Here is a 17987-nt window from a genome sequence, read left to right as displayed (position 1 = left end):
GTCATGTCAGTCAAAAGTGGTGGGCAGATCGGGTGCCTCCGTGGTTGAGGGTGCCACGTTATAGCGTGGCAGCGCCAGCGAGAGGATGTTGTTCGTCACGGGCAGGGCCAGCCGGCTACCGAGGTTGCCGTTGCGCGGCCGGTCGAGGACGACATAGACGAGCAGCTGCGGGTCCTCGGCGGGCGCCACGTTCACGAACGAGGCGGTGTAGCCGTTGTAGCACTTGCACTGCGGGTCGAAGCGCTGGGCGGTGCCGGACTTGCCGGCGGTCCGGTACCCCGGAATCCGGCGGTTGTCGTTGAGCGTGATCACCGACTCCATCATCTCGACCACGGACGCGGAGGCCTCGTCCGAGATGACGCGGCGGCTCTCGGGCTGCGGCAGTTCGATCTCTGTGCCGTCGGCCGCCTTCGCGGACTTGATGATCACCGGCTGGTGGTAGGTGCCGCCGTTGGTCACAGCGGCGACCGCTGCGGCCATCTGCACGGCGTTGACGCTGAGGCCCTGGCCGAACGAGATCTGGTCGCGTGTGTAGTCCGGCATGTCCTTGGTGGGGATCTGACCGGTGGACTCGCCGGGCAGGCCGGTGCCGGGCTTGGCGCCCAGCCCGAACGAGGACAGGTAGTCGGTGATGGTCTGCTTCTCGAGGTCACGCGTGAGCATGATCATGCCGACGTTCGACGACTGCGCGACGATCCCGCGGGCCGTCAGGTTGAGGTCGCCGTGCGAGAAGGAGTCGCGGACCACGCCGCCGCCGGAGGCGATGCTGCCGGGCACGACCCGCTTGGTGTCGGGGGTCACCAGACCCTGGTCGGCCAGGGCCGCCATCGTCAGGACCTTCTGCACCGAGCCGGGCTCGTAGACCTCGGTCACCGCGCGGTTGCCGAGGTTGTCGCCGTCTGCGGCGCTGGGGTTGGCGGAGTCGAAGCTGGGGCCGTTGGCCAGCGCGAGGATCTCACCGGTGTGGATGTTCATCACGACGGCGGTGCCGGTCTTGGCCTGCGCCTGCCGCATGCCGTCGGCCAGGGCCTGTTCCGTCATCCACTGCAGGTCCGAATCCAGCGTCAACTCGTACGAGGCGCCGTCCACCGGCGGGGTCATGATGTTGGTGCCCAGCGGGATGCGGCCGTAGGTGGAGGCGTCGTAGACCTGCTCACCGGGGGTGCCCTCGAGGTGTTCGTCGAGCGCGTACTCCAGGCCGGCCGCGCCGTCGCCCTCGGCGTTGACGAAGCCCACCACGTTGGAGGCGACCGAGCGGTTGGGGTAGACGCGGATGGGATCAGGGGTGCCGAAGACGCCGTACCAACGACGCTTCCCTTCACCGTCCAGCCCGGCCTTCATGTCCGCCTCGATGGCGCTGAAGGTGGCCGCGGGGACCCGTCGGGCGACGATCTCGTAGCGGGAGTCCGGCGTGTCGATCAGCGTGAGGTACTTTTCCTTGCGGCCGCCCAGGTGCTTGGCGAGGATCTCGGCCACTGCGTTGGGCGCCAGCTCGGTCTCCTCCAGCTTCCGCTTGCTCATGGCGTAGCGCTTGTCCGCCCCGTTGGTGCGCACCATGTCGGGATCGATGGAGACGAGCATGGCCGGCTCGGTGCTGGCCAGCACCACACCGTTGCGGTCGAGGATCTCTCCCCGCGTGGCGGGCAGCTCCCGCTTCGACTGCATCTTGGCGGCGGCCTCGGCCGCGAACGCCTGGGAGTCGAGGCCCTGGAGCTGGACGGCCCGCACTCCCGCCACGCCGAGCAGAAGGGCGAACACCAGCATGAACACGCGGATCCGCACGGAGGAACGCCCCACGGGCAGGCGCACCGTCTTGCGGTAGGTCCGGGGTGCTCCGGCGGGCCTGGAGGTGCGCAGCTTCGGCTTGGCGGCGGGCTTCGCCGCGCTCGTGCGGCTGGACGCCTGCTTCTTGGCCGGCTGCTTCCTGGCTGACTGCTTCTGCGTGTCCCCCTGCTGTGACGGGCGCTTCTGGGATGGCCGCTTCTGGGCGGGGGGCTGCTCGGCCGGCCGCTTCGCACGGGGCCGCTTCTCCCCGCTCACTCCTGGGCTCCAGACGCTCCGACTGCCACCAGCTCGCTGTCCGAGCCGGGGTCCGCGGGTTGCGCCGGCCGGCTCGGGGTGGGCAGCACAGGAGCCGGGACGGGCTTGGTGGCGATGCCGCGCAGGAAGGGCATCTCGTCCTCGGTGGCCGGGGTGGGCACACCGGTCACGGTCCCGTCGGCAAGGTTGATGAAGGCGGGGTACGGGTTGGGGACCATTCCGAGTTCGCTGGCGCGCAGCGCGAGCGCGTTGGCGCTGGACATCCGCTGGATGTGCGACTCGAGAGCGGCCGACGTGTAGCTGAGCTCCGTCGCATCGCGGCGGAGGCTCGAGAGCTCACGCGACTGCGCGCCCACGTTGGTGGTCACGATCGTCACGCCGGCCAGACCGACGGCGATCAGGCCGAGGAGGATGCTGACGAACCCTACCGTCGAGACGGTGGCCCCCACAGACTGCGGAACCACCCCCAGCCTGGGCCGGGCGGGCGCAGCCGCGACCGGATCGTCGGTGGTGATGGGCTCGGCGCTCATGCTGCCTCCTTGATTCGTTCGGCCACGCGGAGTCGCGCGGAGGCCGCCCTGGGGTTGGCGGCGGTCTCTTCGGGGGTGGGTTTCTCGGCACCTCGGGTGAGCAGTGCCAGTTCTGCCTTGAGGTGGTCAGGGACCAGCGGCATGTCGCGGGGGCCGCGGTCGGTGGCCTTGGCGGCGAAGGCCCGCTTGACGGCGCGGTCCTCGAGCGAGTGGTAGCTCAGCACTGCCATCCGGCCGCCCAGGGCGAGCGCGTCGATCGCCGCCGGCAGCACGCCGTTGAGGGCGTCGAGTTCGCGGTTGACCTCGATGCGCAACGCCTGGAAGGTGCGCTTGGCCGGGTGGCCGCCGGTGTGGCGGGCCGCAGCGGGGATGGCACCCGAGATGGTCTCCACCAGCCTGGCGGAGGTCTCGAACGGGCGATGCTCGACGATGGCACGGGCGATGCGGTCCGCGAAGCGTTCCTCGCCGTAGCGCGAGAGGATGCGTGAGAGGTCTCGGGCGGAGTAGGTGTTGAGCACGTCGGCGGCGGTTGGGCCCTCCGTCGGGTTCATCCGCATGTCGAGGGGTGCGTCGACCCGGTAGGCGAAGCCGCGCTCGGTGCGGTCGATCTGGAGGGAACTGAGGCCGAGGTCCAGGAGGATGGCGTCGACGCTCTGGATCCCGAGGTCGTCGAGCACCTCGGGCAGTTCGTCGTAGACAGCGTGTACCAGGGTGGCTCGCTCCGCAAGGTCACCGAGTCGTTCGACGGCGACGGCGTGCGCGTCGAGGTCGCGGTCGATGCCGATCAACCGGGCCTCGGGGCAGGCCTCGAGGATCGCGATGGCGTGCCCGGCGAGGCCGAGGGTGCCGTCGACGTAGATGGCGCCCGGCCGTGACAGTGCCGGGCGCAGCAGATCGACGATGCGGTCACGCATGACCGGATCGTGCACGTCTGTGAAGCCCTGCATGATGCTGTTTCGACCCTTCTTGAAAGCTGTGTTGTTCTGGTGGGTGCCCCCTCCAGTGGTTCCCTTCCGGGCCGGACCTGACATCGGGGAAGTGAGATCAGGGCCTGACCGGCCGGGAGCCACCGGGTGGGTCACAAGCCGGTGAGTGCGACGAATTCGTCATCCATCTCGGAGAAACCCTCCTCGCTGGCCTGGGAGTACTCGTGCCATGCCTGGGCGTCCCAGATCTCGGCGCGCTCTCCGGCGCCGATCACCACGACCTCGCGATCCAGATTCGCGTACTCGCGCAGCGGGGGCGGGATGGTGATGCGCCCCTGCTTGTCCGGAACTTCGTCGCTGGCCCCGGCCATCAGCATGCGCTGGTAGTCGCGGACCTGCTTCACGGTGCTGGGGGCGCTCATGAGGGCGGACATCTTGGCCTCGAAGGTGGCCCTGGGATACACCGCGAGCGACCTGTCCTGCGCTCTTGTGACGACCAGGCCGTGCTCGAGCGCGTCGCGGAACTTGGCGGGAAGGATCAGCCGGCCCTTCTCGTCGAGTTTCGGTGTGTACGTCCCCATGAAAAACATGCGATGCCAGGCCTCCTTCCCCCACTTGTCATCCACTTCGCTCCACTGCGCACCACGGTACCCCACTTTCCCCCACCAGCCCACCACTTTTTGTCGGTGGGTTGTGCTTGTTCGCCCCTTTTCTGCTCGGGAGTCGTCGAGCGGCACGCCTGTCCTCCATCTGGCGGGAAGTGGGTGGGTTGTCGAGCGACACTCGTGAAGGCTTCCGGGCACGGTTAGTCTTGGTGTGCTTGCCGCACGAACATCGAGGAGCCTCCGGTGAACCAGCCCGCCACACCGTCACTGCATGAGGTGTCCCAACTCGCCAGCCGCATCGCCTCGGAGATGGCGCGCGTGATCGAGGGCAAGCCCCACCAGATCCGCATGGCCGTGATCGTGCTGCTGGCGGGGGGACACCTTCTGATAGAGGACGTCCCGGGCGTGGGGAAGACGGTCTTGGCTAAGTCGCTCGGACGCGCCATCTCCGGCGACGTCAAGCGCATCCAGTTCACGCCGGACCTGCTGCCCAGCGACGTCACCGGCGTGTCGGTGTTCAACCAGTCGACGCGCGAGTTCGAGTTCAAGCCCGGCGGGATCTTCGCCCACATCGTGCTGGGGGACGAGATCAACCGCGCCTCCCCCAAGACGCAGTCCGCCCTGCTCGAGGCGATGGCGGAGAGCCAGGTCTCGGCAGACGGCAAGACCTACCAGCTGCGTCAGCCGTTCATGGTCATCGCCACCCAGAACCCCATCGAGATGGAGGGCACCTATCCCCTCCCCGAGGCCCAGCGGGACCGCTTCATGGCCCGCATCACCATGGGGTACCCGGCCCGCACCGCCGAGGTGGCGATGCTCACCCACCACGCCAGCGGTGACCAACTCGCCACGGTCAGCGCCGTCACGGACGCCGCCTCCGTCGCCGCCGCCATCGACGCCATCCGGGGCGTGTTCGTGGCACCGGTGATCAACGACTACATCGTCAGCATCGTCGAGGCCACGCGCCAGCACCCCGACCTGCGGCTCGGCGCCAGCCCCCGCGCCTCCCTGCACCTCATGCGAGCGGCGCGCGTGGAGGCGGCTCTCGGTGGGCGCGACTACGTCATCCCCGAGGACGTGCGCTCGCTCGCCGCCGAGGTGCTCTCCCACCGGGTGCTGCCCACCGTCGAGGCCCAGGTGGCGCGCCGCGACCCGGCAGACATCATCACGTCCGTGCTGGCCTCGGTGCCCACCCCCGCCAGGAGCTGACCCGTGCGTCGAGGCACCCGGCTGACCGGACGCGGCATCACGCTCCTGCTGAGCGGCGCGTTGGTCATCGGCGGCGCCGCCTACATCGGCGAGGTCGACGTGCTCTGGGTCGGCCTGGTGATGGCTGCCCTGCCGCTGCTGGCGCTGGGCTACCTCGTCCTCGCGCGTCCCCTCGTGACGCATGAACGCTCCCTGACCCCGCCCACCATCCCCGTCGGCACGTCCACCAGGGTGGTGCTCCACGTGCTGAACCAGTCGCCGGCCCAGGCGTCGGCGCTGCGCTTCCACGATGCCGCCGACGCGTCGCTGGGCGGCGGCGCGTCCTTCGTCATCGCGCGCGGCTTCGGCGAATGGAGCCAGGCGGTGGGCTACACCGTCGAGGCGCTGCGCCGCGGCCGGTTCAGCGTCGGCCCCCTCTGGGCTCAGGCCAGCGACCCGCTCGGGCTGGCGTTGCGCGGCTTCATCGCCAAGGGACGCGATTCCGTGCTCCGCGTCACGCCGCGCATCTGGCGGCTCGACGACCTGGCCGGGGGCGCCGGGCTCGGCAGCGCCGGCGACGCCACCCCTCAGCGGATCGGCTCCGCAGGCGCCGACGACGTCCTCGTGCGCGAACACCGGCACGGCGACGACATGCGCCGCGTGCACTGGAAGATGACGGCCAAGAAGGACGACCTCATGGTGCGGCTCGAGGAGCACCCGTGGGATCCGTCGAGCACCCTCATCGTCGACACCCGCCGCAGCGCGCACCTGGGCGACGGCGCGGACAGCTCCCTCGAGTGGGCCGTCTCCGCGGTCACCTCCGTGGCCGCCCTCCTGAGTGAGGGCCGCCACAAGCTCGCCATCATCGCCCCCTCCGGCCGCGTCTTCGAGACGGGGCACAGCGTGGGCGAGGCCTCGCGCCAGTTGATGATCGAGGCGATGACGGACCTTCCCACCTCGGAGGAGACGTGGCTCGGCTCCGCCGTCGACGACCCTGAGCTGCTGACCTCGGTGGCCTCGCTCGTGGCCGTGACCGGCCTCCTGTCGAACGCGGACGCGGCCGCCCTCGCCGCCGCTGGCGGACGGGCGCGCAGCCTGATCGCCCTGGCGCCGGACGCCTCAGCCTGGGACGCCGAGCACGACGAGCACCGCGAGGCGATCAGGTTCCTGCTCGGCCGGGGTTGGCGCGTCGAGACGTTCCGCCCGGGCGAGCCCGTTCCGCAGGTGTGGCAGCGGGTGACGACATGAGGTTCACCCACCACCCGTTCTCACACGTGATCGTGGCCGCTGCCGTGTGGTTGTCGATGCTGCCGCTGTCCACGCTGGTCTCCGACACCCAGCAGGTGTGGGCGCACGCCTGGTTCATCCTGGGCGCGGCCGGCACCGTCGGGCTCGTCATGGGGCTGCTGCGGGCGCCGCGGGCGCTGGTCCTCTTCGTCCAGCTGCTCGTGATCCTCGGCGTGCTCGCCTGGCGCGGGTTGGCGCTGGCGCCCCGGGGGGATCCCCTGGCCTCGCTCCGGGCGCTCACCGCAGACGGTGTCGAGGTGATCCGCACCGGCGTGCCGCCACTGGAGCCGGAACCCGGGTTGGTGTGGCTCTGCCTCATCCTCGCGGCCCTGCTGGTGATCATCGTCGAACTGCTGGTCAACGGCCTCGAGCAGCCCGCCTGGACGATCGCGCCCCTGGCGTTGACCTACGGCGTCGCGGCGCTCGTGCGCATCGACGACCTCGACTGGCTGCTGCTCGTGCCCGTCGTCGCCGGCTTCATCGCCATCCTGTTGAGTTCCACGGGCGCGGGCGAAGCGGCGGGCAAGGCCTCCCGTGCGAGCTCCCACCACCTGTCGCGGGTCTCCGTCGGGTGGGCGTTCGGCGCTGCCGCGCTGGTGGTGGCGATCCTGGTGTCGGCCATGGTGCCCCTGGGAGACAAGCGTCCCTGGACGGAGGGCGGCCAGGACGGCCCCATCCAGCTCAGCGACCCCACCGTGCGGCTCGACCAGGACCTGCGCCGCCCCACGGACAGCCCTGTGCTGACGTACCGCACGAGCACCGGTGGGCCGGTGTACATGCGCACCGTGGCGCTTCCCAACCTCAGTTCCTCCGGCGCCGGACTGGTGCCGATGTCGCTCAGCCGCTCGGGGCTGGACGGAGACCATGACTTCCCCGGCGAGCAGGTGACGGTCGACGTCCAGATGGACGCGGTGCCGTCCGAGTACCTCCCCGCCCCGTTCGCGGCGGCCTCCTATGACGCCGACGGCGCGTGGAGTCACGACCCGGACACGCTCGCGATCGTCGCCTCGGGCCCGAACCGCACGCAGCAGACGGTCAACCTGGGCTACCGCGTCGAGTCCACGCTGCCCTCCCCCACGCGCGAGGAGGTGTCGCAGGCGAACCCCGGCAGCCTGCCGAGCGCCGTCACGCGCGAGGTCCCCGCCGGGCTGAGCCCCGGCGTCACCGCCCTGACCAGCGACGTGGTCGCCGGCGCCACCACCGCGGGCGAAAAGGCCCTGGCCATTCAGCGGTTCCTGCGCTCCGACGCGTTCCGCTACACGCTGGAGGCTCCGAACACCGCCGGGACGGACACGATCTCGAGTTTCCTGTTGGAGGCCCGCTCGGGTTACTGCATCCACTTCGCCGCCGCGATGATCACCATGGCGAGGATCGAAGGCATCGACGCCCGGATGGCCGTCGGGTTCGTCCCCGGTGAACAGCAGGCGGACGGCAGCTACCTGGTGACCTCGCACGACGCCCACTCGTGGCCCGAGCTGTACTTCGAGGGCCTGGGCTGGGTGCCGTTCGAGCCCACCCCCGCGTACCAGGGCGACCCGGAATACGTGGATCCCTCGGCGATGCAGCCTGCCACGAGCCCTTCGCCGTCGCCCACGCCCAGCGCGGCGCCCACCCCGCAGCCCACCACGGTGCCGCCCACCATGCAGCCGGTACCGACGGCGCCTACCACGGTGGACGATGGCCCGGGGCCGGTGGTCCGGGGGCTGCTGATCGCCCTGCTGGTGCTGCTGGCGCTCGCTCTGCCCGCCCTGGTCCGCCTGGGGCTGCGCGCCTCGCGTCTGCGGTCCGACGGCGACCCCGGCCAGGCGACCGACCGGGCTTGGCGGGAGGTGCAGGCCATGTTCGCCGACTACGGCCTGCGCTGGCCCGAGGGTTCACCCGGACCGGTCGGCCGGGAGGCAGCGGAACAGTTGTCGCCCCGGGGCGCGGAGGCACTCGCCGCCATCGCCGCGACGGTGGAGCGCAGCCGGTATTCCCGCGACGGCGCGCCCGTCGCCGAACTCCCCGCGGAGGTGGGCACGCTACGCGAGGCGCTCGCTGGCCAGGCCACCCGGGGAGCGCGCCTGCGTGCCGTGCTGCTGCCCGCGTCGCTGTGGCGGCTGGGCCGGTAGCCAGATTGCTCTTGGGGTTGACGATTCCCCGGCATAGAATGGTCGCCACCGGTAGTAAGGGAGAAGGCCATGGCGCTGTCTGAACAGGAACAGAGGCTGCTGGAGCAGCTTGAGGCGTCGTTGAAGGCCGAGGACCCGAAGCTGGCCGACGCACTCAGCGGTACCACGCAGATCAAGCTGCACCGTCGTCGTGCGGCCATCGCAGGGCTGGTGTTCATCGTGGGCGTCGTGGTGCTGATCGTGGGCGTGCAGGTGCATCCCGCCGTCAGCATCGGCGGCTTCCTGTTGATGCTAGGCGGCGCCCTCGTGGGAATCAGTTCCTGGCGGCGCGTGTCTGACGACGCGCAGCCCAGCCGGCCCGGTTCAGGCGGCCCCCGCACCTCCCCCGGTGCGGGATCCAGCCAGGACTTCATGGACAAGCTCGAGGAGCGCTGGCGTCGACGTCAGCAGGGCGACCTTTGAGGCTCAGACCAGCTGCATCGTGGTGATGCAGGTGGGGTCTTCGACGCCGGTGGAGATCTCCTGCGTGGCGGACTTCCCGTCATGGGCCACCGTGATGGTGGCCCGGATGCCTGCGGGCAGCCAGAAACCGGCGAACCCGTTGTCATAGGTGGTGACCGTCTCATCGACGAGTTGCTCACCCTCTGGCGTGACGATGGACACCTCGATCTCCTGACCGGCCAGTTCACCCTGGCATGAGGCGAGGTTGTGGTTGTAGCACTCGTGGGTCTGCGTCAAGTAGGGCGCCACGGAGAGATAGAAGCCCTCGTCGACGGGCAGCGTGACCTCGGCGCCGGTGTCATCACTCAGAACGAGCTCTCCCGGGCGGACGGAGCCGTAGGGGCCGGTCTCCCTGTCGTCGTTGGTGGCATCGAGGCTGGTGACGATCTCGCGTACCGACCTGCCGTCGAGGTTGTGCTCCGCAAGGAAGTCCGACTCGGCGGACGCCGACGTGGTTGGGGTTCCGACAGGCGCCGGGGCGCCGGAGCAGGCCGCGACGACGGGCAGCAACGCGGCTGCGGCCACGGCGATCAGGGTCTTCTTCACTGAGGGTCCTCACATCTGGTTGGTGGTGCCCACGATACCGGGGTGGGGTACCGGGATTGCCCGGGGGGTGGGGATTGCCGCGGGTGGCTTGGGATCACGAGGCGTGGAGCGCGGGCCGTCGGGTGAGTCTGGCCCGCTGCACCGCCTTCGGGCCGAAGCGCAGCACCGCCCTGTCCACCGCCTGTTCCGCCTCGCTCCAGCCGTGCGCCGGCTCGTCGAGGGCGGGCTGCTCGTAGGTGGTGGCCTTCGGCACGAGTTTCTCCATCCGCACGCCCACCCGCCGGATACGGGCGCGCTGCAGGTTGAGTTTGCCGTAGAGCCGCATGGCCTCCGCGTAGACGTCGTTGGTGCGGTCTGTGAACGCCTTGAGCGTGCCGGTACGGGTGATGGTGGTGAAGTCTGCGAACCGGACCGACAACGTCACCGTGCGGCTCACCATCTCCTGCGCCCGCATGCGGGCGGCGGTACGCTCCGCCATCCGCAGGATCTCCGTGGCGACGATGGCGGCGTCGTCGGTGTCTCGGGCGAACGTCTCCTGCGAGCCGACGCTGTGCTCCGCCGGTTGACGGGCCAGCACCGAGCGCTCGTCGCGGCCCCAGGAGAGGTCGAACAGCATGGCACCGAGGTTGTCGCCCATGGCGCGCTGCAGTGTGGCCCGGGGCGTGTTCGCCAGGTCCCGTACGGTCTCCAGCCCCAGCTTGCGCAGTTTGCCGGCAGTGACCTCCCCCACTCCCCAGATGGCATCGACAGGCAGCGGGTGCAGGAACGCGATCACGTCCTGGGCCTGAACCAGGCGCAAACCGTCCGGCTTGGCCTGCTTCGAGGCGAGTTTGGCGATGAACTTGTTGGGGCCGATGCCGACGGAGCACGCCACCCCCTGCTCGTCCATCACCTGCGCACGCAACTGTTCCCCGACGGCGACCGGGTCCTCGCCGAGGCGGCGCATGGCGGTGGTGAGGTCCATGAACGCCTCGTCGATGGAGGCCATCTCCACCTTGTCCGTGAACGTGTCGAAGATCTCCCCGATGCCCGTGGAGACCGCGCCGTAGTGGTCATGGTCAGGGTGCACGACGGCCACCTGGGGGCACAAGCGCCGGGCCCTGCTCGACGGCATGCCTGCGGTGATGCCGTAGCGGCGTGCCGGGTAGTTGGCCGACAGCACCACTCCCCGGGTGGAGCCACCGACGAACATGGGCACGTCGCGCAGCTCGGGGTGGCGCGCCATCTCGACCGAGGCGTAGAACGCGTCCATGTCCACGTGCACGACGACCTGCGGGAGGCCGCCCGTGGAGACGCGGCTGCGGGTGGTAGGCATGGGGATCACCTTCCTGAGCTTCCGGGGCTGGAGTGCCACAGTTTGCGCGGGGCATCCGCGGCCCCGGTGCCCGCCGGTTTGATGTCTGAGTAGGGGGACTGCTTGAAACCGCTGGCATGCACCAGCACCCGCCTACGGCCCATTCCTCCGGCCCGGGTGTGGTTCTGGGGATCCGGCGGCGGTTCCTCGCCGTCGGCCGGGAGCGGGGGCTCCGGCGCGACCTGGGGTTTCTCAGCCGGCTTCCACTCCCCCACCAGCGAGTAGCCCTGGGGTACCTCGTCGAGGATGGCCGTCACCGCGGCGATGGCCTCAGCTTCCGTCGCCCCCTGGTCCAGCGCAGCGCGCCAGGCCGCGTCCAGGGTGCCCAGATCCCAGGCGCCGGTGGCGCGGATGGAGAGGCCGCGGGTGCCGGTGCGCCTGATGAGCCCCCGCACCAAGAGGATCCACGACGCGAACACCGTGGCCGCGTACGGGCCCTGGACGTCCTCGAAGAAGGTGGTGTCCACCGGGCCGGTGGAGTCGTCGAGGGTGAGGAAGATCACCCGCCGGCCGGAGCGCACCGGAGGGGTCTGGGTGGCCACCTTCACCCCCGCGACGAGCACCTCGTCGCGGTTGCGGCGCTGCAGCAGCGTGCGGGAACTGGCCGCGCCGATGGCGCGCAGCAACGGAAGGTAGCGCTCCATGATGTGGTGGCTGGCGTCCAGCCCGAGGATCTCGAGTTCGGCCTTGAGCCGCTGCTCGTCGTCCATCTCCGCCAGGCCGGTGGGCACCACGTCAGTGGTGGGTTCGGCCTCCTCGTCGCCGAAGCTGAACGCGCCCTGCAGCGCCCCCACCCGGCTGTCGGCGCGGCGTTCGCGGTGCAGGTCTGCCAGCGCCAACAGGAGGTCACGCCGGGTCACCTGGGTGCGCCGCTGGACGGGGGCGCGCCGTCCGATGCCGTAGAGGCGGTCGAATGCGCCGGCAAGGATGAGCCGCTCCACGACGGGCTCCGAGACGTTCGCGCGGGACCAGAAATCCGTCAGCGACGTGTAGGGCCGGGCGGCCACGATCTGGCGCATCTCCTCTTCCGCGATGCCCTTCACATCAGACAGCGACAGCCTGATCCCCCAGCCCTCCACCCGGGGCAGGCCGTCCGTATCTGGGCCTGGGTGTTCGTGGGCACTGAGCGCCGGTGCTGAGGGATGCTCCATCGCCAGGTTCTCCGGCAGCCGCACCGTCTCATCGGTTCCGGCCACGTCGTCGAGCGGTTCCGCCCGGTAGTCCTGCACGCTGCGGTTGACGTCGAGGCCCAGCACGGCGATGTTCATCCGGCGTGCCTCCTCCAACAGCAACCGCTTGGGGTACATCCCCGGATCATGCGTGAGGATCCCGGCCAGGAAGTGCGCGGGATAATGCCGCTTCAACCACGCCGACTGGTACGTGGGCAGCGCGAAGGCAGCCGCGTGCGCCTTGCAGAACCCGAACGAGGCGAACGCCTCGAGGATGGCCCAGATCTCCTCACACATCGGCTCCGGGTAGCCGTTGGCCAGCGCCTTCGGCACGAACCACTCCTTGACCTTCGTCTGGCCCTCACGATCTCCCAGCGCGCGGCGCACCTCGTCGCCCTGGGCCAGCGAGCAGCCGGTGACGATGGAGATGATCTGGATGATCTGCTCGTGGAAGACCACCACCCCGAAGGTCTGCTCGAGGGCGGGGATGAGGCTGGGGTGGAGGTACTCCGGTTCCGTCCAGCCCTGCCGGGCCTCGAGGAACGGGGTGACCATGTCCGACTTCACGGGGCCGGGCCGGAACAGGGAGATGTCGACGATGATGTCGTGGAACGTCTCCGGCCCGAACTTGCCCACCAGTTCCCGCTGGCCGGGCGACTCGATCTGGAAGCAACCCAGCGTGGCGCGGTGGGCGATCATGTCGTATACCTCGCTGTCATCGAACGGGGCGAGCGCGTCGATGTCCGGCGCCGGGCCTGCGGTGCGGCTGATCTCCCTGAGCGCGTGGGCCATGGCCGACTGCATGCGGATGCCGAGCACGTCGAGCTTGAGCAGGCCGAGGTCTTCGACGTCGTCCTTGTCGAACTGGCTCATGGGGTAGCCACCGAAGCTGCGCTCCAGCGGGGTGCGCTGGCCGAGCGAGGAGTCGCTGAGGATCACGCCGCAGGGGTGCAGCGCGATGTGCCGGGGCAGCCCGTCGAGTGATTCGACCAGGGAGAACAGCATGTCGAGACGCTCCTCCCCCAGCCCCGCGGCCCGGAGTTCCGGGAGGTCACGCAGCGCCGCGCGGGCGTCGCGGGCACGGATGTGCGGGAAGGCCTTCGCCATGGCGTCGATCTCCACCGGCGGGAGGCTGAGCGCCGCGCCGACATCGCGCACGGCGTGGCGCACGCGGTAGGTCTCGATCATCGCCACGCACGCCACTCGCTGCTCGCCGAAGGTGGCCAGGATCTTGTCGTAGACCTCCGTGCGGCGCGCCGATTCGACGTCGAGGTCGATGTCGGGCAGCGCCACGCGCAGCGGCGACAGGAACCGCTCCATGATGAGCCCGTACTTGATGGGGTCCACCCCGGAGACCCCCAGCGCGTAGTTGACGAGGCTCCCCGCTCCGGACCCACGCGCGGCGCAGCGGATACCCAGGTCCCGGATGAGGCCCACCACGTCTGCCACGGTGAGGAAGTACGACTCGAACCCCAGCTTGCCGATGACGGTGAGTTCGTCGTCGAGGCGGTCCAGGGCCTGCCTGTCCAGCGTGCCGTAGCGCTCGGTGAGGCCGGCCTCGCAGCGGGCGCGCAACACGCCGGCCGCCTCCTCCGCGGTGGTGCCGAGGGTCTCGAACTCCGGCAGCCGGATCTCACCCAGACCGATGTCGCCGATGGGGTCCAGCATGCACCGCTCCGCCAGGCCGCGGGTGGCGGCCAACAACGCCGACGCATCAGGGCGCCCGGCCAGCAGCGCGGCCTCCCCCGCGGCCAGCGTCATGGCGTCGGTGCCCTTGAGGTGACCCTCCGCGTTGCGGCGGTCGATGTTGCGCACGTCCAGGGGGACGAGGCGGCGTGCCGCGTCGAGCACATCGACGGTGGCGGCCTGCTCACGCCGGGCCATCCGCACCATGTTGGTCAGCACCACGGGGATGCCCAGGCCGTCCCCCAGCCTGATGAGGCCGGCGGCCTGGTGCGCCGAGGCGACTCCGCGCCCACCGGTCTGGTGGTTGGTGGCGGCGAGGAACAGCCCCTCCCCCAGCTCCGTGCGCCACTTCCGCACCTCGTCGGCGGCCTCGGTGGGCCGGCCGGCGACGAGCAGCTCACCCGGCTGCGAATCCGCGCCCAGGAGCACCACCACGTCGTGGCCGGCGCAGTGCTGCGCGATGATCTCGCGGGTCACCACCGGGTCTGCCCGTTCCCCGGCCTGCTGGGCCGCGGTGATGAGCTGGCACAGCGTGCCCCACCCCGAGCGGGAGGTGGCCAGCACGACGGCGCGCGGGAGCCGCGCGTCGCGCAACTGGCCACCCCGCGCCGCAGTGGGCCTGCGGCGGGCCAGCCAGCCGTCGGGCCGCACCGCGAGATCAACGCCGACGATGGGCGCGATGCCCGCGGACAGGCACGCCTTGGCGAAGCGGACGGCACCGTAGAGGCCACCGCGGTCTGTGATGGCGAGCGCGTCCATGCCGTGGGCGACGGCCTCCGCCACCAGCGCGCTGGGGTGGGAGGCGCCGTACTGGAAGGAGTAGCCGGAGGCCACCCTGAGGTGGGGGAACATCAGTCGAGCACCGCCTGGAGCACCCAGTTCTCCGCGCCGACGGTACGGGCCAGTTCGTAGACGCCCCGGTGGCGGCCGTTGCCCGCCTCGACGCGCCAGACCTCCAGCTCTCCGAGGAGATCCGACCCCGCCGGCTGGTCGACGCTCTCGCCGCGGGCGGCGCGGGCCTGCTGCCCCGCCCACCACGGCGTGGCGCGGCTCCACCGGGCCTGCACCTCTTTGACCAGCAGCAGCCTGTCGCGCCAGATGAACTGTCTGGGCTCTTCTCTGAACAACACGAAAATGGGGTCGTCGTACCTGCGCATGGGGGCCACCTCCCGGGGAAAGTTCGAATAGAACACATGATGTTTTTCGACCCGGGAACCCCGGCCCGGCGCAGGGGTCGAAGCCGCGCCGGGCCGGGGTGGCCCCTCACCTCACGCTTGATACGGACCAGAGCTTCCCCGAACTAATCGAACAAGCGTGCGGTGATCTTCACTATAGATCGCCCGTCCGACAAAAGAAAAGGGGCGCCGGCGATCCGTGCGCAGGTGCACCGACGCCCGGCCGGAGGGGCGCCGACAGCCCGGGCGCGAGGCCCTACGATCAGTCCTATGCTCATCGTCAGAGGCGCCACGCTGGCCGGCCTGGCTGCCTCCGCGCGGCTGGCCAGGCTCGGGCATGAGGTGACCCTGGAGGCGGCCGGGCACACCGTCGACCCGCTGCCGCAGACCATCGTGCTGCCCGCCACCTGGCGTGACCTGTTCAAGAAATCCGGCGCCCACCTGGTCACCGCGCTCAACGGCGCGGGGCTGGCCCTCACCGAGGCGCCACCGCGCCGCCACCACCTCAGCGACGGCACCACGCTCGACCTCCCCGCGGAGCGGGGTGCGCAGTACCACGCCTTGTCCGCCACTTTCGGCCCGGAGGAGGCGGCGCGCTGGCGCGACCTGCTCGACGACCTGCTGCCGGTGTGGGAGGCCTTCCGCCAGCACGCCCTGGAGGGCACGGAACCGGTGCGCACGAAGCAACAACGGGCCTCGCTCTGGCTCGACCGCAGCGTCGCCGACGTCGCCGAGCGACTCCGGACGCCGCTGTCAGAGGTGGTGCTCTCCCTGGGCCCGGAGAATCCGGGCACGGCCGCGCTCCCGCTGCTGCTAGAACGGATGTTCGGCCGCTGGCAGGTCACCGACGACGCCGGGGCCCCGCAGCCCGCCGAGCGCCTCGTCGGCCTGCTGCGCCAGCGGGTGGCCGAACGGGGAGTGCGCACCGTCGACTCGCACGACGGGCCGGCCGACATCGACTGTCGGCCCCACGTGCTGAAGCCTCATTGGTGGCAGCGCCGAGCAACTCTCGGCACCCCGATCGACGACGGCCGGCAACTTCGCGCCTCCGTCACCTCACCCGCAGGTGAGGCTCCCTGGGGGCAGTTGGCGAGCGCAGCCCTGGCCGTCTACGCGCTGCATGAGCGGCTCACCGGCGAGGACCCGCGCCCAACCAACAAGGCGTTCACGCCGCCCCGGCTGGGGCGCCGGGGCTAGGGCCGCGTCGGACGGCGCAGCCAACCCCACAGCAGCAGACCCGCCACCACCACCACGGCCCCGACGACGGCGAGGTCGGGGATCCGGAGACCCACCTCGCGCAGCCAGGACTCGAGGTGGAACTGCTGCGTCGCGTCGAGGATGCCGCCGATGCCCGCGGTCGCGTCCGTGGTGATGAACAGCACCCCGACGCCGATGAACAGCAGACCGGAGACGAGACCCAGCGCAGAGGTGGTGAACGGGCCGATCCTGACCGGGCGGGGCCTGAGCCGCTCCCCCAGCCGCAGCCGGTCCCACAGCAGCGCCAGGATCACCAGCGGCACCACCATCCCCGCGCCGAACAGCGCGAGCAGCAGGCCGCCCCGCACTGCATTGCCGCCCACCGCCGCGACGGTGAGCACCGCGCCCAGCAGCGGCCCGGTGCAGGCGCCGGCCAAGCCATAGGTCATACCGAGCAGCACCGCCCCGATGGGGCCCTTGGGGTCGCCACGCTGCGCGAGCCCGGGGATCGGTAGCCGGATGCCCAGCGCCATGATGAGGCCGAAGAGGATGAGCACGATGCCACCGACGAGTGCGAGGGTGTCGCGGTGCCTGGTGAGCAGGCCGCCCAGCGCCCCGGCAGCCAGCCCCAGCGGGACGAGCGTCAGCAACAGGCCCAGGTAGAACAGCGCGGTGCGCCCGATGAGCCGGGCGCGCTGTTGCCCGAAGGCATAGGCGAAGAAGGCGGGCAGCACCAACGCCGCGCAGGGGCTGAGGATCGCCGCGATGCCGCCGAGGAACGCCCCCGCATAGCCGATCGTCATCCGAGCTTGGCGGCCTCGGCCTCGATGACGCGCTCGAACTCGGCGATCGGCTGCGCGCCGGTGAAGAACTGGGTGCCGACGACGAAGGCCGGCGTGGCCGACACACCCATGCCCTGCGCCTCCTGCGAATCCGTGAGCACGGCCTGGCGCAGTGCGGGCTGCGCCCAGTCGGCCTCGAACTGGGCCGCGTCGAGGCCCAGATCGGCGACGATGCCCAGCACCAGCTCGTCAGGGATGTCGGGGTGCCCCTCGTTCGGGGTGGCGGCGAAGATGGCGTGCTGGAACTCGAAGTACTTCCCCTGCAGGCCGGCGGCGCGCGCTGCGGTGGCGGCCTTGACCGACTCGTCGCCGAACAGCGCCAGGTCGCGGAACTCGATGCGGAGCGTGCCGTCGTCGACGTACTTCTGCAGGAGGGGCAGCGTCTCCTCGGCGAAGACGGAGCAGAACGGGCAGCGGTAATCGGCCCACTCGGTCAGCACGACGGGGGCGTCGAGCGCACCCATCGCCATGGGGTCGCCCTCCAGGCGGCGGGGGAACTCATCGCGCACCCACTGCTCGTAGCCCGCCTGGTCGGCACCGGCGTCGGTGCCCTCCTCAGGCGGCGGGGCGGCTGCGGGATCCTCCTGGACGGGAGCCTCCGTGGCCGGCAGCTGCGCCACCGGAGCCTCCGTCGTGGGAGTGCCGGACGCCGGCGCCTCAGCGCCGGGGACCGCCGCGGGAGCCGCACTCTGCTCGAGCGGCCGGCTCTGCGAGAACGCGATCAGCGCGACCACCAGCACCAGGAACAGGCCCAGCACGATCCATTTGTCCTTCGTCATGGTCATGCGTCCGGCTTGCGGGGTGCTGTTCATTGGCTCACTCACATCACT

15 protein-coding genes are annotated in these 17987 nt (G+C 70.6%); 5 read left to right on the top strand and 10 right to left on the bottom strand.

The features are described 5' to 3' along the window. Nucleotides 1-6 precede the first annotated feature (6 nt). The 4 genes from C3E87_RS00805 to mraZ all read right to left on the bottom strand — a co-directional run bounded on the left by C3E87_RS00805 (nt 7) and on the right by mraZ (nt 4086). Nucleotides 7-1764: a penicillin-binding protein 2 gene (locus tag C3E87_RS00805; RefSeq protein WP_076059386.1), complete on the bottom strand. Its 1758-nt coding sequence runs from the start codon at nt 1762-1764 to the stop codon at nt 7-9. Nucleotides 1765-2036: 272 nt separating this feature from the next. Then, nucleotides 2037-2570 carry a hypothetical protein gene (locus C3E87_RS00800; protein WP_076058293.1) on the bottom strand — a complete coding sequence of 178 codons (534 nt, stop codon included), beginning with the start codon at nt 2568-2570 and terminating at the stop codon, nt 2037-2039. Beyond that, complete coding sequence (gene rsmH / locus C3E87_RS00795) at nt 2567-3517, bottom strand: 16S rRNA (cytosine(1402)-N(4))-methyltransferase RsmH (RefSeq protein WP_076058291.1); 951 nt, start codon at nt 3515-3517, stop codon at nt 2567-2569. Before rsmH ends, C3E87_RS00800 begins: the two co-directional genes overlap by 4 nt. 131 nt (nt 3518-3648) lie before the next feature. After that, entirely contained in the window at nt 3649-4086 is a 438-nt protein-coding gene (gene mraZ, locus C3E87_RS00790) for a division/cell wall cluster transcriptional repressor MraZ (protein WP_076058288.1), read from the bottom strand. Between the two features lie 258 nt (nt 4087-4344). Here mraZ and C3E87_RS00785 point away from each other — a divergent pair, with 258 nt between their 5' ends. The 4 genes from C3E87_RS00785 to C3E87_RS00770 all read left to right on the top strand — a co-directional run bounded on the left by C3E87_RS00785 (nt 4345) and on the right by C3E87_RS00770 (nt 9149). Continuing rightward, nucleotides 4345-5310 (top strand): MoxR family ATPase, encoded by a 966-nt coding sequence (locus tag C3E87_RS00785; RefSeq protein WP_076058286.1) that lies wholly within the window; start codon nt 4345-4347, stop codon nt 5308-5310. Between the two features lie 3 nt (nt 5311-5313). After that, a complete protein-coding gene (locus tag C3E87_RS00780; RefSeq protein WP_076058285.1) occupies nt 5314-6537 on the top strand; it encodes a DUF58 domain-containing protein in 1224 nt (407 codons plus the stop codon). Beyond that, nucleotides 6534-8687 (top strand): transglutaminase family protein, encoded by a 2154-nt coding sequence (locus C3E87_RS00775; protein WP_143570831.1) that lies wholly within the window; start codon nt 6534-6536, stop codon nt 8685-8687. Before C3E87_RS00780 ends, C3E87_RS00775 begins: the two co-directional genes overlap by 4 nt. A 69-nt stretch (nt 8688-8756) precedes the next feature. Then, entirely contained in the window at nt 8757-9149 is a 393-nt protein-coding gene (locus tag C3E87_RS00770; RefSeq protein ID WP_076058279.1) for a DUF3040 domain-containing protein, read from the top strand. A gap of 3 nt (nt 9150-9152) precedes the next feature. Here the strand turns inward: C3E87_RS00770 and C3E87_RS00765 are convergent, their stop codons facing one another. The 4 genes from C3E87_RS00765 to C3E87_RS00750 all read right to left on the bottom strand — a co-directional run bounded on the left by C3E87_RS00765 (nt 9153) and on the right by C3E87_RS00750 (nt 15100). Further along, complete coding sequence (locus tag C3E87_RS00765; protein WP_076058277.1) at nt 9153-9734, bottom strand: CueP family metal-binding protein; 582 nt, start codon at nt 9732-9734, stop codon at nt 9153-9155. A gap of 94 nt (nt 9735-9828) precedes the next feature. Continuing rightward, the gene (gene dinB / locus C3E87_RS00760) at nt 9829-11049 is read right to left on the bottom strand and encodes a DNA polymerase IV (protein WP_076058275.1); all 1221 of its coding nucleotides are present in this window, start codon (nt 11047-11049) and stop codon (nt 9829-9831) included. A 5-nt stretch (nt 11050-11054) separates the two neighbouring features. Beyond that, nucleotides 11055-14795: a DNA polymerase III subunit alpha gene (locus tag C3E87_RS00755; RefSeq protein WP_076058272.1), complete on the bottom strand. Its 3741-nt coding sequence runs from the start codon at nt 14793-14795 to the stop codon at nt 11055-11057. After that, nucleotides 14795-15100 carry a DUF6504 family protein gene (locus C3E87_RS00750; RefSeq protein ID WP_076058270.1) on the bottom strand — a complete coding sequence of 102 codons (306 nt, stop codon included), beginning with the start codon at nt 15098-15100 and terminating at the stop codon, nt 14795-14797. The genes C3E87_RS00755 and C3E87_RS00750 overlap by 1 nt, the downstream gene beginning before the upstream one ends. 288 nt (nt 15101-15388) lie before the next feature. Between C3E87_RS00750 and C3E87_RS00745 the strand changes: the two genes are divergently transcribed. Then, a complete protein-coding gene (locus C3E87_RS00745) occupies nt 15389-16315 on the top strand; it encodes a hypothetical protein (RefSeq protein WP_076058267.1) in 927 nt (308 codons plus the stop codon). Here C3E87_RS00745 and C3E87_RS00740 read toward each other — a convergent pair. Together C3E87_RS00740 and C3E87_RS00735 are read right to left on the bottom strand one after the other, a co-directional pair. Further along, nucleotides 16312-17118, bottom strand: a complete 807-nt coding sequence (locus C3E87_RS00740; RefSeq protein ID WP_076058266.1) for a cytochrome c biogenesis CcdA family protein — start codon at nt 17116-17118, stop codon at nt 16312-16314. The two genes, C3E87_RS00745 and C3E87_RS00740, sit on opposite strands and share 4 nt — an antisense overlap. Further along, a complete protein-coding gene (locus C3E87_RS00735) occupies nt 17115-17942 on the bottom strand; it encodes a thioredoxin domain-containing protein (RefSeq protein ID WP_158069018.1) in 828 nt (275 codons plus the stop codon). The genes C3E87_RS00740 and C3E87_RS00735 overlap by 4 nt, the downstream gene beginning before the upstream one ends. Nucleotides 17943-17987 lie beyond the last annotated feature (45 nt).

Origin of the sequence: Tessaracoccus sp. ZS01 (assembly GCF_022342445.1) — a bacterium.
Lineage (GTDB): Bacteria > Actinomycetota > Actinomycetes > Propionibacteriales > Propionibacteriaceae > Arachnia.
The sequence above is the reverse complement of the archived record's forward strand: the minus strand, read 5'-3'. Positions and strand labels throughout refer to the sequence as shown.